The sequence below is a fragment of the Shewanella saliphila genome (genome assembly GCF_014648295.1).
GTDB classification, from domain to species: Bacteria; Pseudomonadota; Gammaproteobacteria; order Enterobacterales; family Shewanellaceae; genus Shewanella; species Shewanella saliphila.
In genome coordinates this window covers 46,283-64,303 of the sequence record NZ_BMQV01000010.1, presented here as the reverse complement: position 1 = coordinate 64,303, position 18,021 = coordinate 46,283, and the positions used below count along the sequence as shown (strand labels likewise).

16 protein-coding genes are annotated in these 18,021 nt (G+C 43.9%); 6 read left to right on the top strand and 10 right to left on the bottom strand.

What is annotated here, in order from left to right; genetic code table 11:
• Nucleotides 1–4 precede the first annotated feature (4 nt).
• Nucleotides 5–895, bottom strand: coding sequence for a LysR family transcriptional regulator (locus IEY48_RS07200; protein ID WP_188918751.1), 891 nt, complete (start codon nt 893–895; stop codon nt 5–7).
• A gap of 94 nt (nt 896–989) precedes the next feature.
• Between IEY48_RS07200 and IEY48_RS07195 the strand changes: the two genes are divergently transcribed.
• Nucleotides 990–1,142: a hypothetical protein gene (locus IEY48_RS07195; RefSeq protein ID WP_188918749.1), complete on the top strand. Its 153-nt coding sequence runs from the start codon at nt 990–992 to the stop codon at nt 1,140–1,142.
• 96 nt (nt 1,143–1,238) lie between these two features.
• Here IEY48_RS07195 and IEY48_RS07190 read toward each other — a convergent pair whose 3' ends face one another.
• From IEY48_RS07190 to serA, 9 genes are all read right to left on the bottom strand, one after another.
• Nucleotides 1,239–1,664, bottom strand: a complete 426-nt coding sequence (locus IEY48_RS07190) for a nitrate reductase cytochrome c-type subunit (RefSeq protein WP_188918747.1) — start codon at nt 1,662–1,664, stop codon at nt 1,239–1,241.
• Nucleotides 1,661–2,575 (bottom strand): quinol dehydrogenase ferredoxin subunit NapH, encoded by a 915-nt coding sequence (gene napH, locus IEY48_RS07185; RefSeq protein ID WP_188918728.1) that lies wholly within the window; start codon nt 2,573–2,575, stop codon nt 1,661–1,663. The genes IEY48_RS07190 and napH overlap by 4 nt, the downstream gene beginning before the upstream one ends.
• Nucleotides 2,572–3,306 (bottom strand): ferredoxin-type protein NapG, encoded by a 735-nt coding sequence (gene napG / locus IEY48_RS07180; protein WP_188918726.1) that lies wholly within the window; start codon nt 3,304–3,306, stop codon nt 2,572–2,574. Before napG ends, napH begins: the two co-directional genes overlap by 4 nt.
• A 34-nt stretch (nt 3,307–3,340) precedes the next feature.
• Nucleotides 3,341–5,824: a nitrate reductase catalytic subunit NapA gene (gene napA / locus IEY48_RS07175; RefSeq protein ID WP_188918724.1), complete on the bottom strand. Its 2,484-nt coding sequence runs from the start codon at nt 5,822–5,824 to the stop codon at nt 3,341–3,343.
• Between the two features lie 335 nt (nt 5,825–6,159).
• Entirely contained in the window at nt 6,160–7,299 is a 1,140-nt protein-coding gene (locus IEY48_RS07170; RefSeq protein ID WP_188918722.1) for a lipocalin-like domain-containing protein, read from the bottom strand.
• Nucleotides 7,296–9,848 carry an ABC transporter permease gene (locus IEY48_RS07165; protein ID WP_188918720.1) on the bottom strand — a complete coding sequence of 851 codons (2,553 nt, stop codon included), beginning with the start codon at nt 9,846–9,848 and terminating at the stop codon, nt 7,296–7,298. Before IEY48_RS07165 ends, IEY48_RS07170 begins: the two co-directional genes overlap by 4 nt.
• A gap of 4 nt (nt 9,849–9,852) precedes the next feature.
• Entirely contained in the window at nt 9,853–10,557 is a 705-nt protein-coding gene (locus tag IEY48_RS07160; protein ID WP_188918718.1) for an ABC transporter ATP-binding protein, read from the bottom strand.
• A 425-nt stretch (nt 10,558–10,982) separates the two neighbouring features.
• Entirely contained in the window at nt 10,983–11,945 is a 963-nt protein-coding gene (ygfZ, locus tag IEY48_RS07155) for a tRNA-modifying protein YgfZ (RefSeq protein ID WP_188918716.1), read from the bottom strand.
• Between the two features lie 162 nt (nt 11,946–12,107).
• Nucleotides 12,108–13,337: a phosphoglycerate dehydrogenase gene (gene serA, locus IEY48_RS07150; RefSeq protein ID WP_188918714.1), complete on the bottom strand. Its 1,230-nt coding sequence runs from the start codon at nt 13,335–13,337 to the stop codon at nt 12,108–12,110.
• 202 nt (nt 13,338–13,539) lie between these two features.
• Between serA and IEY48_RS07145 the strand changes: the two genes are divergently transcribed.
• From IEY48_RS07145 to katB, 5 genes are all read left to right on the top strand, one after another.
• Nucleotides 13,540–14,154: a DUF2238 domain-containing protein gene (locus IEY48_RS07145; RefSeq protein WP_188918712.1), complete on the top strand. Its 615-nt coding sequence runs from the start codon at nt 13,540–13,542 to the stop codon at nt 14,152–14,154.
• Nucleotides 14,155–14,570: 416 nt separating this feature from the next.
• Nucleotides 14,571–15,239, top strand: a complete 669-nt coding sequence (locus IEY48_RS07140) for a helix-turn-helix transcriptional regulator (protein ID WP_188918710.1) — start codon at nt 14,571–14,573, stop codon at nt 15,237–15,239.
• A 114-nt stretch (nt 15,240–15,353) separates the two neighbouring features.
• Nucleotides 15,354–15,791, top strand: a complete 438-nt coding sequence (locus IEY48_RS07135; protein WP_188918708.1) for a PaaI family thioesterase — start codon at nt 15,354–15,356, stop codon at nt 15,789–15,791.
• 202 nt (nt 15,792–15,993) lie between these two features.
• A complete protein-coding gene (locus IEY48_RS07130; protein WP_188918706.1) occupies nt 15,994–16,236 on the top strand; it encodes a YgjV family protein in 243 nt (80 codons plus the stop codon).
• A gap of 269 nt (nt 16,237–16,505) precedes the next feature.
• Nucleotides 16,506–17,966, top strand: a complete 1,461-nt coding sequence (gene katB, locus IEY48_RS07125) for a catalase KatB (RefSeq protein WP_188918704.1) — start codon at nt 16,506–16,508, stop codon at nt 17,964–17,966.
• The last annotated feature ends 55 nt before the right edge of the window (nt 17,967–18,021 follow it).

Genomic DNA, 18,021 nt, shown 5'->3' with positions numbered 1-18,021 from the left:
GGTATTACAGCCGATTACTATCAGCGCTACTGAGGGTTAACAATGCTTGAGCAGGTGGCGTTAGCGGTAGGTTTTGACGCCATATTAGTGCAAGATCCCATGTCATGGCGGGCTTCATTGGTTTGAAAACCAGTTTACTGGTGGTTAAGCGCTGGCATATCGGCTCTGGTAATATGGCTACCCCCATATTGGCCTCAACCATCGCCGCTAAGAAATCCCATTGACCACTTCGAAAGGCAATATTGAGCTGAACCCCTGCTTTGCGGCTAAGTCGATTAATCAATTTGGCTAACGAGAAGTCCTCGTTATATAAAATAAATGGGTATGCCTTAAAGTCTTGCCAGGTGATATGAGTTTTATGCGTCAATGGGTGCCCTTCAGGTAAGCAGGCCAGTAATGGATACTTAGTTAATGGTTGATTCGCTAACTCATGCTTATGGGTTGTTGGCAGTGCGGTGAACGCGATATCAAGGCTATTATTGATTAACGCCTTTTCGCAGCCAAAACCTCCGTATTCGTACATTTGTACTGAGATACCAGGGTATTTTTGCCTAAATTGTGTCAGTAGGCCAATAATAAGACTGCTCATCATTGGGCATACACCGAGGCGCAGCTCACCTGACTTTAGCCCACGTAAATTACTCATGTCTTCTTGTAGACGATGCCAGTGGCCTAATATCTCTTGCGCACTTTGGGCAAAAATACGACCGGCTTGAGTCAGTTCGACACTTTGATTATTGCGGATCAGCAATTGCTCGCCAATATTGTCTTCTATACGCTGAATAATTTTGCTCAATGTGGGTTGAGTCATAAAGCACTTTTGCGCGGCTCTGGTAAAGTTTTCTGTTTCTACAACAGTGAGAAAACAGCGTAAGCTCTTGATTGGTATGTTCATGCGTTTTTGGAATCGAGTAAAGGCTAATTATTCATTTTACTGATAAACCACAATCTATTACTTTGAACTTGTTAACAGAAACGGAGTAATCATCATGAAAACAACATCAAGTTTATGGGTAGGCGCATTGTGGCAAGCAGCGATGCCAATGGAACAAGAAAACCAAGCACCGAATAACACAGCAAGTGTTGCTGAATCGAGTTCACCGGTAACTCAACAAGCGCAACAAACAATAAACCCAGCATAAGCTGGGTTTTTTATTGGGTATTATTTAATAAACCGTAAAGATAAAAAAACCGCTTGCAAGCAAGCGGTAAGGTCTTAATCGGGGGGGGGAAGCAGACTAATTAAAGGTGTTTTCTACCAGTTGCTGTTTATTTTCAGCTTGAGGTACATGGCACTGATCGCAGAAGTAATACATACCTTTTACAGTACCCTTGTCGTCCATCACGTGCGATGTATCAACTGGTGTCGCTTTCATGCGCTTGGCCTTGTCCCAACTGTGGCAGCTTAAACAACCATTTTTATCAGTACTGATTGAGTAGGTCGCTTTATGCGGAATAATCGGTGGTTGATGTACAAAAGTACGTTCTACCGCTGTGCCACGTTTTGGGTAAACTGGCATTTCGTCTGCAGGGCGTACATCTGTTACTTGCGAGTCACCTGCAAGAGACGATAATTTTACCGGATCTGGATTGGCATGTGCTTGTTGACCTGAGTAAGCGCTAATCGCTAGCATTACGGCTGCTAAAGTGATTAATTTTTTCATAACTTGTTCTCCACCTTAAGAGGAATTCTGTTCGAGTATTTTGAATTAAATCGGTTTTTATATTGGAATACGCGCGGTGCACAAACATCAATACAACGGCCACAAAGCGTGCAGTCACTGTTTAATATAAAGGGTTGAGTACTGCCTTTTTTAAGCACAGGTTTTAGTACCTGGCGCTCAGGGCAAACAGTAAAACAGTCCATACAGTTGTCGCATGCATCAGCCCTTACGGCAGCTATTTTTACTGGGCTAACTTTACCTATCAGCGAAAATAACGCACCTGTCGGGCATAAATGGCTACACCATGCTCGTTCAACCACAAAGGTGTCGAGCAAAAAAATCACTGCCAATATCCATAATCCACTCCCTGCACCAAATAATAGTGCACGATAGACGATGGGTACTGGGTTCAACCATTCCCAAACCGTAAAACCTGTCAGGATAGGTAATATCAACACAAATGCTAGCATGTAGTAGCGCAGATTTTGCGGTATTTCACTAGTACGAGGTAGAGATAATCTACGCCTCGTCCAGCTGGCTAAATCTGTGATGATATTAACTGGACATACCCAGCTGCAAAATACTCTGCCACCCAGTAGAGCATAGATCCCTACTACGATAACGGCGCCGAGTAATAAGCTTAGATCTGGCCAGTGGCCGCTCATCAGCACTTGTAATGTGGCTAATGGGTCACTTAATGGAATAGTGTCCAGTAATAAACTGCTTGAGAGATTGCCTTTAAAAAGCCATAAACCTAAAAAAGGGCCAATGGCAAATAAGCTCAGCACGCTAAGTTGCGACAATCTGCGCAGAAGAAGAAAACGATGAGCACGCCACCATCCTAATTCTGTCACAGCGGCATGGCCAAAGCGTGTGGTTGATTTAGAGGCTGAACGATGTTGATTGCTCATAAAGACAGCCCCCTATTTAACATCTCAAGTGTGGTTTCTTCGGTGTGTTGGTAAGTATCATGAGCGGCCGACTTACCCAGTGCTATGTGGCTTGGTAATACTTTTATCACTGCTTGTTCTGTCACGCAGGCATGCTCACATTTGCCACATCCCGTACATACATCTGGGTTGATAGTGGGTAAAAACATTGCATGGTGACCGCTTTTTTCATTACGTTGCAGCTCTAATGTGATGGCTTTATCTATTAATGGGCAAACCCGATAACAAACATCACAGCGTAAACCTCGATAATTAAGGCAATTTTTCTCATCAATGAGAACCGCAATCCCCATTTTTGCGTCGTCGATGTTGTCTAACTTGTGTTCAAGCGAACCGCTAGGGCAAGCTTTGACACAAGGGATGTCATCGCACATTTCACATGGAATGCTACGCGCAGTAAAATAAGGTGTGCCGGTTGCCGCCCCGTCAAACCAGCGAGCCAGTTTAAGGGTGTCGTAGGGGCAAGCCTCTACGCACAAACCGCAGCGAACACACGCTGAGAGAAAATCGTCTTCTGCCAATGCACCAGGCGGGCGAATAGCAAATGGGTCAAGTTGGCTAGATTGAGTGGCAACAGTTGTTAACCCCAATCCGGCCATACCCATCACACAACTGGCTTTTGCCGTGGTGGCCAGAAACTGCCTACGGTTTACACCGTTAACACTTCCTAATTTGCTATTGGCTTTGCTCATAACATGACTTTCCGTTTATGCACTTAACTATTAATTAAGCCTTCATGACTTTTACTGGACACTTCTTGAAGTCTGTCTCTTTTGACAGCGGGTCAGTTGCATCGAGTATCAGTTTGTTGACTAATTGGCGCGCATCAAAGAACGGCATAAATACTACGCCTTGAGGTGGCTTGTTACGGCCTTTAGTTTCAACACGTGTTTTAACTTCACCACGTGGAGAGGCAACAACAACTTCGTCACCACGTTTTAAGCCACGTGATTTTGCATCTTCTGGGTGCATAAAGATTTGAGCATCAGAATAAGCGCGTTGCAGCTCAGGTACGCGGGCAGTCATTGAACCAGTGTGCCAATGTTCTAGTACACGGCCTGTTGACATCCATAGGTCGAATTCTTTGTTTGGTTCTTCTGCGGCTGGCTCGTAAGGCAGGGCAAAAATAACTGCTCGACCATCAGGTTTACCGTAGAAGTTAAAGCCTTCGCCAGCTTTAACATAAGGATCGCTACCTTCAACAAAGCGGCGTAAGGTTTCTTTACCGTTAATGACAGGCCAGCGTTTACCACGGTTTTCATGGTAATTGTCGAAGGCATCTAAATCATGAGCGTGGCCGCGACCAAATTTGGCATATTCTTCGAATAAACCTTTTTGCAGATAGAAACCGAAGTGTTCGCTTTCGTCGTTGTATGCGCCTTTACATTGTTCAGCCGGATACTTGTTGACTTCACCGTTAGCAAACAACACGTCGTATAAGGTTTTATCAGCAACATCTGGTTGCTTGGCGATTAACTCAGCTGGCCATACTTCTGACACTTTAAAGCGTTTTGAAAACTCAACTAGCTGCCATAAATCAGATTTAGCGCCTTCTGGTGGTTTAACTTGTTGATGCCACATATGAGTACGACGCTCAGCGTTACCGTATGCCCCTTCTTTTTCAACCCACATTGCGGTTGGTAAAATTAGGTCGGCAGCCATAGCACTGACGGTTGGGTATGGATCTGACACAACAATAAAGTTTTCTGGGTTACGGAAACCAGGGTAAATCTCATCGTTAATATTTGGGCCGGCTTGCATGTTGTTGGTACACATGGTCCAGTAACAATTTAATTTGCCATCTTTTAACATACGGCTTTGCAGCACGGCGTGATAACCCGGCTTAGGTGGAATTGTGCCTGCAGGCAATTGCCAAAGTTTTTCGGTAAGTTCACGGTGCTTAGGATTTTTAACGACCATGTCAGCAGGTAAGCGGTGAGCAAATGTACCGACTTCACGTGCAGTACCACAAGCTGATGGCTGACCTGTTAACGAGAATGGACTATTACCTGGGGTGGCAATTTTACCGGTTAATAGGTGGATGTTGTAAAGCATGTTGTTTGCCCACACACCACGAGTATGCTGGTTAATACCCATGGTCCATAAGCTCATGACTTTCTGCTTAGGGTCGGCATAAACTTTGGCTAGCGTAATGAGGTTTTCAACCGGAACACCACTCATTTCTGAGGCGTATTCAGCCGTATAAGTGCTCACAAACTTGGTATATTCTTCAAAACTAATGGGTTTAGAGCCACCGTTACCAGAGTTTTTCGCTTTCTTCTCTAATGGGTGCTCCGGACGTAAACCATAACCAATATCTGTTACACCAAGGGCAAAGTTAGTATGTTTGCTAACAAAGTCTTTGTTTACCGCATTGTTTTGAATAATGTAGTTAGCAATAAAGTTTAAAATCACAAGGTCAGTTTGTGGTTTAAAAATCATTGGGTTATCAGCAAGGTCGAAGCTGCGGTTTTCATAGGTTGATAACACATGTACTTTGGCGTCTTTATGGCTTAAACGACGGTCAGTTAAGCGAGCCCATAAAATTGGGTGCATTTCTGCCATGTTAGCGCCCCAAAGCACAAAGTTGTCACCGGCTTCAATATCGTCGTAACAACCCATTGGTTCATCAATACCAAAGGTACGCATAAATCCACCTACCGCAGATGCCATACAGTGACGTGCGTTAGGGTCGATGTTATTGGTTAAAAAGCCTGCTTTATGTAATTTTGATGCTGCGTAACCTTCCCAAACTGTCCATTGACCTGAACCGAACATACCTACTGAAGTTGGGCCTTTTTTGGCAATACTGGCTTTCCATTTATCAGCCATGGTGTCGAATGCGACATCCCAGCTGACAGGAGTAAAGTCACCTTCTTTGTCGTATTTACCATCTTTCATTCTAAGCAATGGCGTTGTTAGACGGTCTTTGCCGTACATGATTTTTGATAAGAAGTACCCTTTAATACAATTTAGGCCTTTATTGACTGGGCTTTCTGGGTCGCCTTTAGTGGCAACAACTTTGCCATTTTTGGTACCAACTAATACGCTACAGCCGACACCACAAAAACGACATGGGGCTTTATCCCATTTAATGTCTGTTTTGCCTTCTGCGGCGTGAACCATATTAATTGGAATAGCGATACCCACAGCCGATGCTGCTGCGGCAGCGGCGTTGGCTTTTAAAAACTCGCGACGGCTTATGCTCATGGTGTTCCTCACTCTTAGAATGTTGTTCTTGGTGCGTGATAGTCATTGGAGGTGACGTGATGAAAATAAGTCTAGACCTTACTATTTTTATGGGTATACCTCTGAATGGGTATAGTGGTTAATAGTTGTTCAAGGTCACATTTTTTCGCGTGATGTAAATCTCACTTTAACAATTAGGGCAATCCTGTTTTAGACATGGCTTGTAAAGCTTAGTGCGTATGGGGTGTGGGTTTTATCGACGATTGAAGAATTGCAGCAGGTTGCAGTTGAGGTTATCTGGCTGTCCGATTTATTTTAATCGTAAATATAAATCTCTTTATAGGTAGCCCTTACAATTAACGATACCCCGTTAACTCCATATAGCCTTGGCCCTGATGGCTACCTTGAATATTAATGGGGCCTTCCCAGTACGAGGTGGACACTAGCATGTCGCTATTGGGGTTAACGGCTTGGGTTGTCAGGTCAATGGCTTCGCTGTTTATACTAATACGCCAAGCAATGGGATGCTTACCAAGCGCGGTTTGTTGCCACTGTGTAGGCTGCATATCTATATCGCCTGGATTATCACGACTGTTGATATTACGGCCGCTACCGTCGGCATACATACGTCTAGCACTGTAGAAATGATCTTGCTCTGTGTCGCCACGCAACCTAAAGGCCATTAAGGTTGATCCGTCATTTAACCTAAGTGAAAACCAGTCCCATCCTTGTTGCGCTTTAGTGAGAAATTGCGAGCTCCACTCCCTATCTAACCAGGCTTTACCGCTGACTTTTTCGGTGACGCCATGGCGAGTTATCTCTCCTGTCACATCAATAAAGGGTTGGCTGTAATAATATGAGGCGACAGCCTGATCGGCACTTTTACTGCTGTAGCCACTATCGCCTTGTAATTGCACAGGCTGTTGGCTAGTGAGTTGCAGCTGATAATGAAATGCCGGGTTGTTGACCGTTAATGTTGCCGGAAACAGATCATCAGACTGACTTTGCCATTGCCAGTTTTGCAGGTGCACGGTAAAGGGAGAAGGGCTGACACTGGCAAGTTTGGGGTGTGCCCGTGACCATTTTTCAGCCGTAAGGTGAGCATCTTTTGATGTGACAGCAGCATGGGCCATGTAAAGTTGATTACTGCTCCAGTCGTTTTCAGTTGTTGCCAGTTGCTCGGTTGGCGGCGTCATGCCGATCCTAAATTGAGTCCACTGTACGCCGACATCTTCACCTTTGCTGGTGGTTAAATTTGCGGTTAGATACCACCATTCAATTTTGTAATCATTGTGGGCTAAATGATCGCGTGGAAACTGCAAAACCTTACCTTGTACAACGTCACTGTAGCCAGCCGATGATTGTGCTGACATGTTACTGATAGTTGTTGATGGTTCATGGGCCTCTTGCGCAGGAGAGCAGGCAAATAACAAAGTGGCAAAGGCCATTGTGACTACACTGATACTGAACACTTTTTTACCTGTAACAGAGGTCATAGTGCTTCCTGTTGTAAACTGGATATTAAAGGTTTTCGGGTTTGCCAATATAACGGTAAGCTCACCGCCAGTAAGCAACTGATGATCGCGATAACAACAACCTGACCATAAGCTGCCCAGTCCCAGATCATCGCAATACTCCAACCAAAGGCCTGTAAGGTCACTTTATGTATCAACAAATAACCTAGCAATGCGCCCATTGGTAATGCCACGAGACAGGTTAACAATACAATAAATAACATTTGCACTACGACCATTAATCGTAATTGATTGCGACTCACGCCGAGAGCATATAAACGCGCCAATGGCGCTTGTCTCGCCTGGGTGAGCATCACGCAAGCGCTGAATAAACCAATAGCGGCAACTAATAACGTTAAGCTGTTGAGCACGACGGTAATTGAGAAGGTTTTATTAAATATGGTAATGGCTTCGGTTTTAATCCGTTGTTGGCTGTACATGTACGCCGATGACAAGTTGAGCTGCTGACTAATGTTATTTTGTAATGTGCTTAGCTCACCTTGATAATTGACAGCCAAACTGAAAGGTTTAGTCGGCAGAGGAGATTGTCGCCATAATGACTGGCTAATAAGGACTTCGCCCTTAGGGTTGCCATAATCATAATAGATTGCGCCAACGGTTAATGTATGTTGTTGCAGTTGTGATAATTGTACTTTATCGCCAATGTTGAGCTGATATTTTATCGACAATGGTTCACTGATCATAATGCTGTGACCTGCAGTAAATGCTGGCCAAAAATTATCCGCGGTTGTTTTAAATACCGTGGTGTCGGTTAACGATAAATGGTCGCGACTGACTAGGTTAATAGGCACTTGAGTTTGCGGTGTTTTTGCCCTACTTAGGCTGCTGTCCACGGTCCATTGTTCATAAGTGGCTTCCACTTTAGGATCCTTTGCCAACAGTATAATTAACGCCTCCATCTGATTCGGGTTTGGCCTAATATATAAATCAGCATGCAAACGTGCATCAAGCCATTTTTTTAAGGTGATTTCAAAGCTACCAACCAAAGTGTTCATTGCGATATTGGCGCACAGTGCCAGTAAAATGGCCATCATGGCGAGGGCAAGTGGGGCAATAATCTCTTTGGTTTCGGCAACCACGTATTGCCATAATCCTTTGGGCATGGCTGCACTGAGTAGGTTTACTACCCAATGTAGGCATTGTGGCAATAATAGTGGGATGGCGACGACTAAGGCGCCTAATAGCACTAAGCTATGGCGATATTGTTCGGTAAAGGCGAAAGCGACGGTGCACAGCAATAACAATATCACCGCGATAATAAACTGGCGTCGATGAATGATATTAAATTGTTTATTTTGCGGCTGTTTTTGTGCCCCCTGTGCAAGTGGGGTATTGACCAAGCTAAGCAACATTGGGATGCAGGCGGCAAAGGCGGCAGACAATGTCAGGGCAAGTGCTTGCGCAAACCATTGCCATTGCCAGTTACCCGGTAACAGTTTAGCGCCATATAACTGCTCTAGTGTAAGGGCAACCATGGGCTGTAGCCATTGCGACAATTGTAAGCCAACAATAAAACCTAACACACAACCCATAAACACTAAGCTGATGATTTCAATGCTTAAGGCAAGCATTACTGTGCGACGATCAACCCCTTGCTGCATAATTTGCACTAACAGCTTTTGGCGTTTCATTAAGCTATAACGCACGCCGTTGTAGGCAATAAATAAGCCTACAACAAACGCCAACATACTCATGGCATCCAAGTTTAAATGAAAACTGGCCGTTAACGCGCTAAGAGACTCACCCTCGCTAGCTTGTGTTGTAAAGCGTAACTGGCTGCTGTCTACGCCTGCTTGAGTTAAGGTGTGTGTGAGACGAGTGATTAGCTCACTGTCGGTTTCAGATTTATCTGCGTTGAATACCGCAATGTAGCTCAGCTTACCTTGCATGTTAAGCAGTGGCTGCGCTAACGAAATATCGGCGAGTAGGGCTGAGCCTAACCCCCATTGCTCATCAATGGTCACGATGTCTAGCGGGATATTATTTAAGGTGATAGTTTGCGATTGATTGGTCACCTTATTGATGCGCTCTTGCTGACTTGCTGACATCAATACTTTGGGTTGGCCTGCGAGCAATTCAGCAAGCGGGATATTGACCGAAGCCACTGATGAGCTTGCCTGCTCATCTTGGGCTAAGCCTGTGCTTATCGCGGCAATAATATCGCTGCTATTGACTCGCCATAAGCGCCCTTGCTCATCTGTCGCCACGCCTTCAATACTTGCTATAGCGTCAAAACCCGCATTGGCTAGCGTAAAATAAATGGCTTCGTTGATCGTGTCTTGTGTGAGGTGACTAATGGATACGCTGGCTTGCTTGCTAAGCAGTTCTGACACATTGCCATAGCTTTGTTTGGCATTGGCATTCGTGGCATACACCCCAATCAGTAAAGTCACGGCCAGCATAATACCGAGTAAAATGGCACTGGCTTGCAAGGGAGCATGGCGGTAATGGCTGGCAAACAAGCGCAAACACAATAGTAAGCGGCGAGTGGCGAATGCGTCTGTTTTCATTGGCTTACCCTTGCAGCTGACTATCGGCAGGGTTGACGACAATTTGTTGGTTTTCAACGTGCCAGCGATGTTGCATAAACTGCGCACACTCTTCGCTGTGAGTCACCATCAAAATACAACAATTGGCTTGTTTAGCTAAGTCGGTCAGTAATTGCATCACTTGCAGGCCGGCGTGCTGGTCAAGGTTACCTGTGGGTTCGTCGGCCAAAATTAATTGCGGCTTGTGTGCTAAGGCGCGTGCAATGGCAACTCGCTGTTGCTGTCCACCGGAGAGGTTTTCAACACTGCGGTCGAGCAGTGGTGTCAGTCCAAGCTGGTGGCATAATTCGTCACACCAGGGGCTCCAGCTTAATTGATTGAGTGCCAATGAAAATTGAATATTGTCGCGGACATTAAGGGGCGTCAGTAAATTAAATTGCTGAAATATCACTCCAAGTGATTGGCGGCGGTATTGACTCCAGTGCTTATCTTGCCACTGAGTCACCGAATGCAGCGTGTCACCTTGGCGGATCAACATGTCGCCACTGTCGATAGTTTCAAAGCCACCAATAATGTTCAGTAAGGTACTTTTACCGCTGCCACTAGGACCCGTTAATGCAATGGTTTGCCCTTGGTGCAGTGTGAGGCTGACTTGCTGCAGTACACAATGGAATGACTCACCATCACGAAATCCTTTGTTGATGCTGTCTAAGGTGACAATGCTGGTCATAGTCGCTCCATAACGAATGTGGTTACCGCGCCATTAATGCAGTCATATAAAACCGCTTAATGTCATCATAATACCATTGCGCATTAATAAGTGACCACTCAGAATGCATCCAGCGGTTTTTGATTAAGGCGTCGCTATGTAGTAATGGTTGTTCCCTTTCAAATAGCGAGAACGCAAAGCAAAAGCCGCTGGGGCATTCCTTTCAGGCGAGTTTTAAAAGGGCTTACACTGCGTTGCATGACTTCGAAAGAGAACAACTATTCATTCAGTCATACGCCTTGTTTAAGCCCTTTTAAATTCTCGCTGAGAGAACATTTACTAACGCGCAATGTTATAACAACAATATACGTCATATAAAGCGCAAATGTTCAAAAATAAAAAAGCGAACCTAAGGCTCGCTTTTATAGATTAACATGCTGATTTAATTAAGCATCGGCTAATGAATATGGCAGTTCAATAATGCTTAATTGTGAGCTTTCATCGTCAGCAATCCGCAGCTTTGCAGTGTTTTCGGTATCGTTAGCTAATACTGCAGTAAGCAAAACATTTTCACCTTGCTGTACGCACTCAATAATATTACCGCCACGACGGAAACCATCTTCTAAGGCGATTTCTAATTGGGTTTCAGTGTTAATGGTTGTGCTGGTGGTGCCCGACAAAATATACAGTGCACGTTTGTTACCACCACGGTATTTCATTCTGGCAATGGTTTCCTGGCCCATATAGCAACCTTTATTGAAACTGATTCCATCAATGGCTTGCAGGTTACACATTTGTGCAACGTATTGGCCCGAGTGGCTTGCGTCAATATTAGGGTAACCTGCTTTGATTTCTAATGCTTGCCACGCCTTAGCGTCAACCAATGTTTGTTGTGAGGCACTGATTAATGCCGCGGCTTTATCATTAGTAATGATGACAATAAAACGCTCACCATCACGCAATACCGCACCACCATCAACCAAGGTTAATGCTGCAGATACATCTCCAAATTGCTGGGTGATAAATGCTTGTGCCTCATTGCCCGCTACGCCAATAATTTGATACTGGCTGCTGACATCGCTGAGCTCTGCTTTACTAAATACCGCGTATTTTTTGAGTTGCGGTAAGTCAAGCTCAAGGGTTGATGTTGGCATAAGCATAAACAAGCTGTCTGCAATGGCAAATGTGCGGAAGCTGGCTAGCATTTTTCCTTTAGGATCGCAGTGTGCGCCCCATTTCCATTGGTCTGCCGTTAACGAGGTAATATCGGTGGTGACTTGGCCATGAATAAAGCTGCGACCTTGTTCACCGGTGACTTCGATTAATCCCATATGAGATAAACTGGATAACATTAATGCTGGAGAGGTGGCGATGAAGTCCCAATCTGGTTGGCTTGCTGAAATGGTCATAACGATCCCTAACGAAAGAATAAGACGATATGGTTTGAAGTGTAACGGATTAACTCAATACTCAACAGAGGGTTGAGGTTTAAAGGCAATAAAAAAAGCTACCTTGTGCACAAGATAGCTTTTTGAACAACTTAATTAACCCCAGTTAATTACGTTGTGAGATTAAAACAATACTCGAGCACGAATGGTGCCTTCAATTGATTTAAGTTCAACTAACGCTTCTTCTGCTTGATCTGAATCGACTTCCATTACCACGTAACCGATTTCTGCAGTGGTTTGTAAGTACTGAGCGGCAATGTTAATGCCTTTTTCAGAAAACGCTTGGTTGATTTTAATCAACACACCAGGACGGTTTTGGTGAATGTGTAATAAGCGTGAGGTGCCACGGTGCTGTGCAAGAGACACTTCAGGGAAGTTAACCGCAGACAAGGTTGAACCGTTATCTGAGTATTTAACTAACTTACCAGCGACTTCAATACCAATGTTTTCTTGCGCTTCTGCAGTACTACCACCAATGTGTGGCGTAAGCAGCACATTGTCTAAACCACGTAATGGCGTGATAAATTCATCGTCATTTGATTTAGGTTCAACTGGGAATACGTCAATAGCAGCACCGGCTAAATGTTCTGAGTTTAATGCACTTGCGAGGTCTTCAATATCAACGACGGTTCCGCGTGAAGCATTGATAAAGAAACTGCCCTGACGCATTTTGGCAAATTCAGCTTTAGCAAACATATCTTTAGTTTGTGGCGTTTCAGGTACGTGAAGACTCACAACATCTGCTTGAGCGAGTAAATCGTCCATTGAATGAATTTGCGAAGCATTACCCAGTGGTAATTTGTCTTCGATATCAAAGAAAATGACTCTCATGCCTAAGGTTTCAGCCAAAATACCGAGCTGAGTACCAATATGGCCATAACCAATCACACCTAGAGTTTTACCACGAACTTCAACACTGCCGCTGGCGCTCTTTAACCAGCCGCCACGGTGCGAAATCGCATTACGTTGTGGAATGCCGCGCATCAACATAATGATTTCGCCAATCACTAATTCTGCAACACTACGCGTGTTAGAAAACGGTGCGTTGAAAACGGGGATCCCCAGCTTTTCAGCGGTTGATAAATCAACTTGATTAGTGCCGATACAAAAACAACCAATCGCGACGAGTTTTTCAGCGTGGTGTAATACTTCTGCAGTCAGCTGAGTGCGGGAACGTAACCCAATAAAGTGAGCATCTTTAATCGAAGCAAGCAGTGCCTCTTCGCCTAACGAGGCTTTGTGATATTCAATATTGGTGTAACCTGCACGTTCTAGTACATCAACCGCAGTTTGGTGTACGCCCTCCAACAGCAGGATTTTAATTTTATCCTTGTCAAGCGAGTGTTTCGCCATGATATGGGTACCCTCTTATCATTCAATGGTGCTTATGCTTAATGCATACACGATTAGTGTTAATGCATATACTGATAGTTATGATATAAATGCGGACTTCCGACGCAATGCCAAAGTAGCACTTTTTTTAGAGCTTGTGGAGGGCTAGATGGCTAAAGTAATATTTTAAATTAAGAACAATATCGTAGATAAGGAATTTAGGATGAAAATGCGCGTAATATGGATGGCGATTTACCTAATGGTATTGCTATGGTCGGTCAGTAATCCTAAAGACATCTTTACCTGGTGGCTCGAGGCTATCCCCGCATTAATCGCGTTACCCATTTTATTTTTTAGTCGTAAAAGCTTCCCGCTGACGTCATTGGCTTATGGGCTTATTTTGGTTCACTGCTGCGTGTTATTTGTCGGTGCCCGTTTTACCTATGCAGAAGTACCTTTATTTGATTGGTTAGCCCAAGTGATGGGCAGCGAACGTAATAATTACGACAAAGTGGGCCACTTTGCTCAGGGATTTATTCCGGTCATTTTGGCGCGAGAAATTTTTATTCGTAAACAGGTGATGCAAATAGGAGCTTGGTGCCAATTTTTGGCAGTGTGTTTTGTGCTGGCGTTTTCTGCTTTTTATGAGCTTATTGAATGGTGGGTTGCTGCGGCGACAGGTGAAAATGCCGAAGCATTTTTAGGGACTCAAGGTTACGTATGGGACACACAGTCTGATATGTTTTTAGCGTTAATTGGCGGCATTACGGCATTGTTATTGCTGACACCGATTCACAATAAACAGATTTCGCAAATAATGACTAAGCCTACACATTAGGGCCCGCTGAGTTTTCAAGCTTGTTGTTACAGCCCAGTTGTTACATCGGGCAAGTGCTTATAAAAGTGCGTAGTTTGTCAGTCTTACGACCTATTCATACTTTTGATTGACATAATAACCCTATGCACTAGCAAAAATTTACTATTATTGCTTTATGAGAACGGTGTTTGTTAATTGAACCGCACCTGATTACATCAACTTATTGAGTGAATTAGCGGCCTAGCGTTAATTTGACAGATTAAGACACTGATTAGTGTTATTACTCTAAAGTATTAAATGCAAAGCAAAATAAACAACAAGCAGGCGGCGCGTCTAAGACTTAAGGCTAGTCAAGGTATGAGCTTTACGTATAGAATGTTGCTCAGGATGTGCTCAAGTGTTAAAGAGCAAAAATAAGCTTTTCAGGGAGAAGAGTGATGAGTTCTAATATCGATGAATTGGTGTTTTTACATCAAATAGCCGCACCATGCCATTTAGCTATTTTAGCTGAATCAATCGGCTTAAAAACCCGGATTGTTAAGCATGCTGCTGAGCTTGAACTTGATAAAAATTCGAATAACTTTTATCTCATTTCACAAAAGGGGGCTGCGCTTGATGCAAAAGGCATCCCTTTGCTGGCTTCACGCTTAGTTAACCATGTTCCAGTGGCACTTTACCAAGTTGAACGCGGCTCGCTCGATCAGGAGTCTGCCTTGCTGCTTGGCGTGCGCGGATTATTGTATAGTGACCAACGTATGGACTTAATGTTAACTGGTCTACGTAAAATGGTCTCAGATGAGCTGTGGTATGACAGACCACTGATTAGCAAAATATTTAGGCGTTTAGTACAACAACTTGACACCAATGTTGATGTAACAGAAGAAACTGAAGCCATTATGCAACGGCTAACAAACCGCGAACGCACCATTATTCAGTTAGTATCGAGTGGCGCACGTAACAAAGAAATCGCGCAGCGTTTATGCATTAGTGAGCATACGGTTAAAGCGCATATCTCTTCTATTTTTAGAAAAACTGAATCGCGTAACCGTGTTGAACTATTACGTTGGGCCCAGACTTACCAAAGTCACTGCGAATTAGTCAGTTAAAACAGGTGGCAATATTGATTAATCAAGGAGCTTCGGCTCCTTTTTTGTTTATCTTTAAAAATATTAATCAAAACAGTACACTAGGATTATTAATAACAAAAATGGAAAGCTGTCATGAGTATTTGGTTTACCGATTTCACCATAGAAGATTGTGCCCGTTTAGATGCAGGGATGCAGGGAAAAGGCACATTAATGCAAACTCTAGGCATTAAAATTACCGAGATTGGCGATGATTATATGGTGGCAACCATGCCTGCTAACCCCTCGGTACATAACCCGTTAGGGATTGTACATGGCGGAGCCAATGTCGCATTAGCTGAAACCGTTGCCAGTTATGCGGCTAATTTTGTCGTCGACTTTACTCGCTACTATTGTGTTGGCCAAGAAATTAACGCCAACCATTTAAAAGCCTCACGTAATGGTGAGTTAACGGCAATTGCAAAACCAGTACATCTTGGTAAGCGTAGCTCTGTATGGGAAATATTAATCCGCAATAGTGCAGGCGAGTTATGCTGTATTTCACGTATGACAGCTGCAGTAGTTGAACGCTAAGCTACACTTATTGATCTGGGGATCATAAGCGCAGCGCGGTTTATTTTGGGGAATAAACGATAAAGCAAAACTCTAACCTTATATTTTTTATGATTTTATAAGGTTTTTGCTTAATTTGTTGTCATGCATTTATCTTCTGGCTGTCATAGACAGATAACAGCAGGCCGGTATTGTGACAAATCTATTATTTTAAGGAGAATCCATGGACAGTATTAATATCTGGGAATGGGTTGGATATTTGGCTTCTGTTGTTGTCGCGATTTCGTTGATGATGTCAGACATTAAAAAATTACGCTGGTGGAACTTGATTGGTGCAGGGCTTTTTGTGGCATATGGTTTAGCCATTGACGCTATCCCGGTGGCACTGGTTAACTTTTTCATTGTACTGATCGATCTTTATTATCTGGTTAAGTTATACCGAGCACCCGCACCCGATAATCAATAATCTATTGGGTATATAAGCCAACATGCAGATGTTGGCTTTTTTTTATTACCGACAATTTACTCCTTCGCATCCAATCTGTTTTTTTAATGCAAGCCGTATTATCTAATCTGTTTTATCGTTGGTAGCCATCTGTTTTAATCGTTTTAGTTAATTGTGCTGCACGTTTATTATTGCTCCATCGATTGATGAGTTGAGTGAGGAAAATCATCATGGCAACAGTTTACGACATAATTGAACAGTGGATAACAGACCACGCGTAGGAGCAAAACATGAATCAGGCTAACTATTTAACAAGTCAAAACGGTGCTCCAGTAGCAGACGATCAAAACTCATTATCAGCAGGAGAGCGTGGGCCGCTTCTATTACAAGATTGGCACTTAATTGAAAAGCTTGCTCATTTTAACCGCGAACGTATTCCTGAGCGTGTTGTGCATGCAAAAGGTACCGGTGTATACGGCACATTTACCTTAACCAAAGATTTAAGCGAATATACTATTGCCGACCATTTTAATGGTGTTGGTAAGCAAACAGAAACCTTTGTGCGTTTCTCGACAGTGGGCGGTGAAATGGGCTCTGCTGATGCTGAGCGCGACCCGCGCGGATTTGGATTACGTTTTTACACCGCACGTGGTAATCACGATATTGTAGGTAATAACACCCCAACATTTTTTATTCGTGATGGTATTAAGTTTCCAGACTTTATCCACACCCAAAAACGTCATCCACAAACCAATTTAAAAGATCCACAAGCCATGTGGGACTTTTGGGCGCTAAACCCAGAGGCGATGCATCAAGTGACTATTTTGATGTCTGACCGTGGTATTCCGGCTAACTATCGCCAAATGCACGGCTATGGTTCACACACTTTCTCGTTTTGGAATGCAAAAGGTGAGCGTTTTTGGGTGAAGTTTCACTTTAAGTCGCAGCAAGGTGTAGCGAACCTAACAGGCGAGCAAGCCGATATCTTAAAAGGGATTGATCCAGATTCGTCACAGCGTGACATGATGGTGGCCATTAAGGATGCAAACTTCCCGCGTTGGACAGTGAATGTGCAAATTATGCCTGAGGCTGATGCAAACACCTATGCCATCAACCCGTTTGATTTAACTAAAGTGTGGCCACACAGTGATTATCCACTGATTGAAGTGGGTGTACTTGAGTTAAACCGTTTACCGCAAAATTACTTTGCTGAAGTGGAGCAAGTAGCATTAGCGCCAAGTAACTTAGTGCCAGGAGTCGGTGCATCACCAGACAAAATGTTGCAGGCAAGATTGTTTTCTTATGCTGATGCTCAACGTTACCGTATTGGTACCAATTACAATCAGCTACCGATTAACTGTCCACATGCCGCCAAAGCGAATCATCATCAACGTGCTGGTGCAATGGCAGGAACGGCATGCCCATACCAAGGTAACCAAACCGGTGGTGACGCGAGTGTCAATTATGGCCCTAATACTCAGGCACCCTTAACTGAAAATGTTGATTTTACAGAGCCACCATTACGTTTAGAGGGTGAGGCCGCTCGTTATAGCCGTTATAACCAAGACGACTTTACGCAAGCGGGCAACTTATACCGCATATTTAGTGAAGAAGAGAAAGTGCGTTTAGTTGACACTATCGCCGGTACCTTAAGCCAAGCAACGCTAGCGGTACAACAAACGATGGTCGATCACTTTACAAAAGCCGATGCAGATTACGGACAACGGGTAAAACAAGCATTAGCTAAGTAACCTGAGAACGGGGGGAGGAGAGTTAACATGCTGATTTTAATTTGCATCAGTTCAT

Coding starts and splice junctions, on each gene's coding strand:
- IEY48_RS07200 (WP_188918751.1), bottom strand. CDS start 895: ATGAACATACCAATCAAGAGCTTACGCTGTTTTCTCACTGTTGTAGAA.
- IEY48_RS07195 (WP_188918749.1), top strand. CDS start 990: ATGAAAACAACATCAAGTTTATGGGTAGGCGCATTGTGGCAAGCAGCG.
- IEY48_RS07190 (WP_188918747.1), bottom strand. CDS start 1,664: ATGAAAAAATTAATCACTTTAGCAGCCGTAATGCTAGCGATTAGCGCT.
- napH (WP_188918728.1), bottom strand. CDS start 2,575: ATGAGCAATCAACATCGTTCAGCCTCTAAATCAACCACACGCTTTGGC.
- napG (WP_188918726.1), bottom strand. CDS start 3,306: ATGAGCAAAGCCAATAGCAAATTAGGAAGTGTTAACGGTGTAAACCGT.
- napA (WP_188918724.1), bottom strand. CDS start 5,824: ATGAGCATAAGCCGTCGCGAGTTTTTAAAAGCCAACGCCGCTGCCGCA.
- IEY48_RS07170 (WP_188918722.1), bottom strand. CDS start 7,299: ATGACCTCTGTTACAGGTAAAAAAGTGTTCAGTATCAGTGTAGTCACA.
- IEY48_RS07165 (WP_188918720.1), bottom strand. CDS start 9,848: ATGAAAACAGACGCATTCGCCACTCGCCGCTTACTATTGTGTTTGCGC.
- IEY48_RS07160 (WP_188918718.1), bottom strand. CDS start 10,557: ATGACCAGCATTGTCACCTTAGACAGCATCAACAAAGGATTTCGTGAT.
- ygfZ (WP_188918716.1), bottom strand. CDS start 11,945: ATGACCATTTCAGCAAGCCAACCAGATTGGGACTTCATCGCCACCTCT.
- serA (WP_188918714.1), bottom strand. CDS start 13,337: ATGGCGAAACACTCGCTTGACAAGGATAAAATTAAAATCCTGCTGTTG.
- IEY48_RS07145 (WP_188918712.1), top strand. CDS start 13,540: ATGAAAATGCGCGTAATATGGATGGCGATTTACCTAATGGTATTGCTA.
- IEY48_RS07140 (WP_188918710.1), top strand. CDS start 14,571: ATGAGTTCTAATATCGATGAATTGGTGTTTTTACATCAAATAGCCGCA.
- IEY48_RS07135 (WP_188918708.1), top strand. CDS start 15,354: ATGAGTATTTGGTTTACCGATTTCACCATAGAAGATTGTGCCCGTTTA.
- IEY48_RS07130 (WP_188918706.1), top strand. CDS start 15,994: ATGGACAGTATTAATATCTGGGAATGGGTTGGATATTTGGCTTCTGTT.
- katB (WP_188918704.1), top strand. CDS start 16,506: ATGAATCAGGCTAACTATTTAACAAGTCAAAACGGTGCTCCAGTAGCA.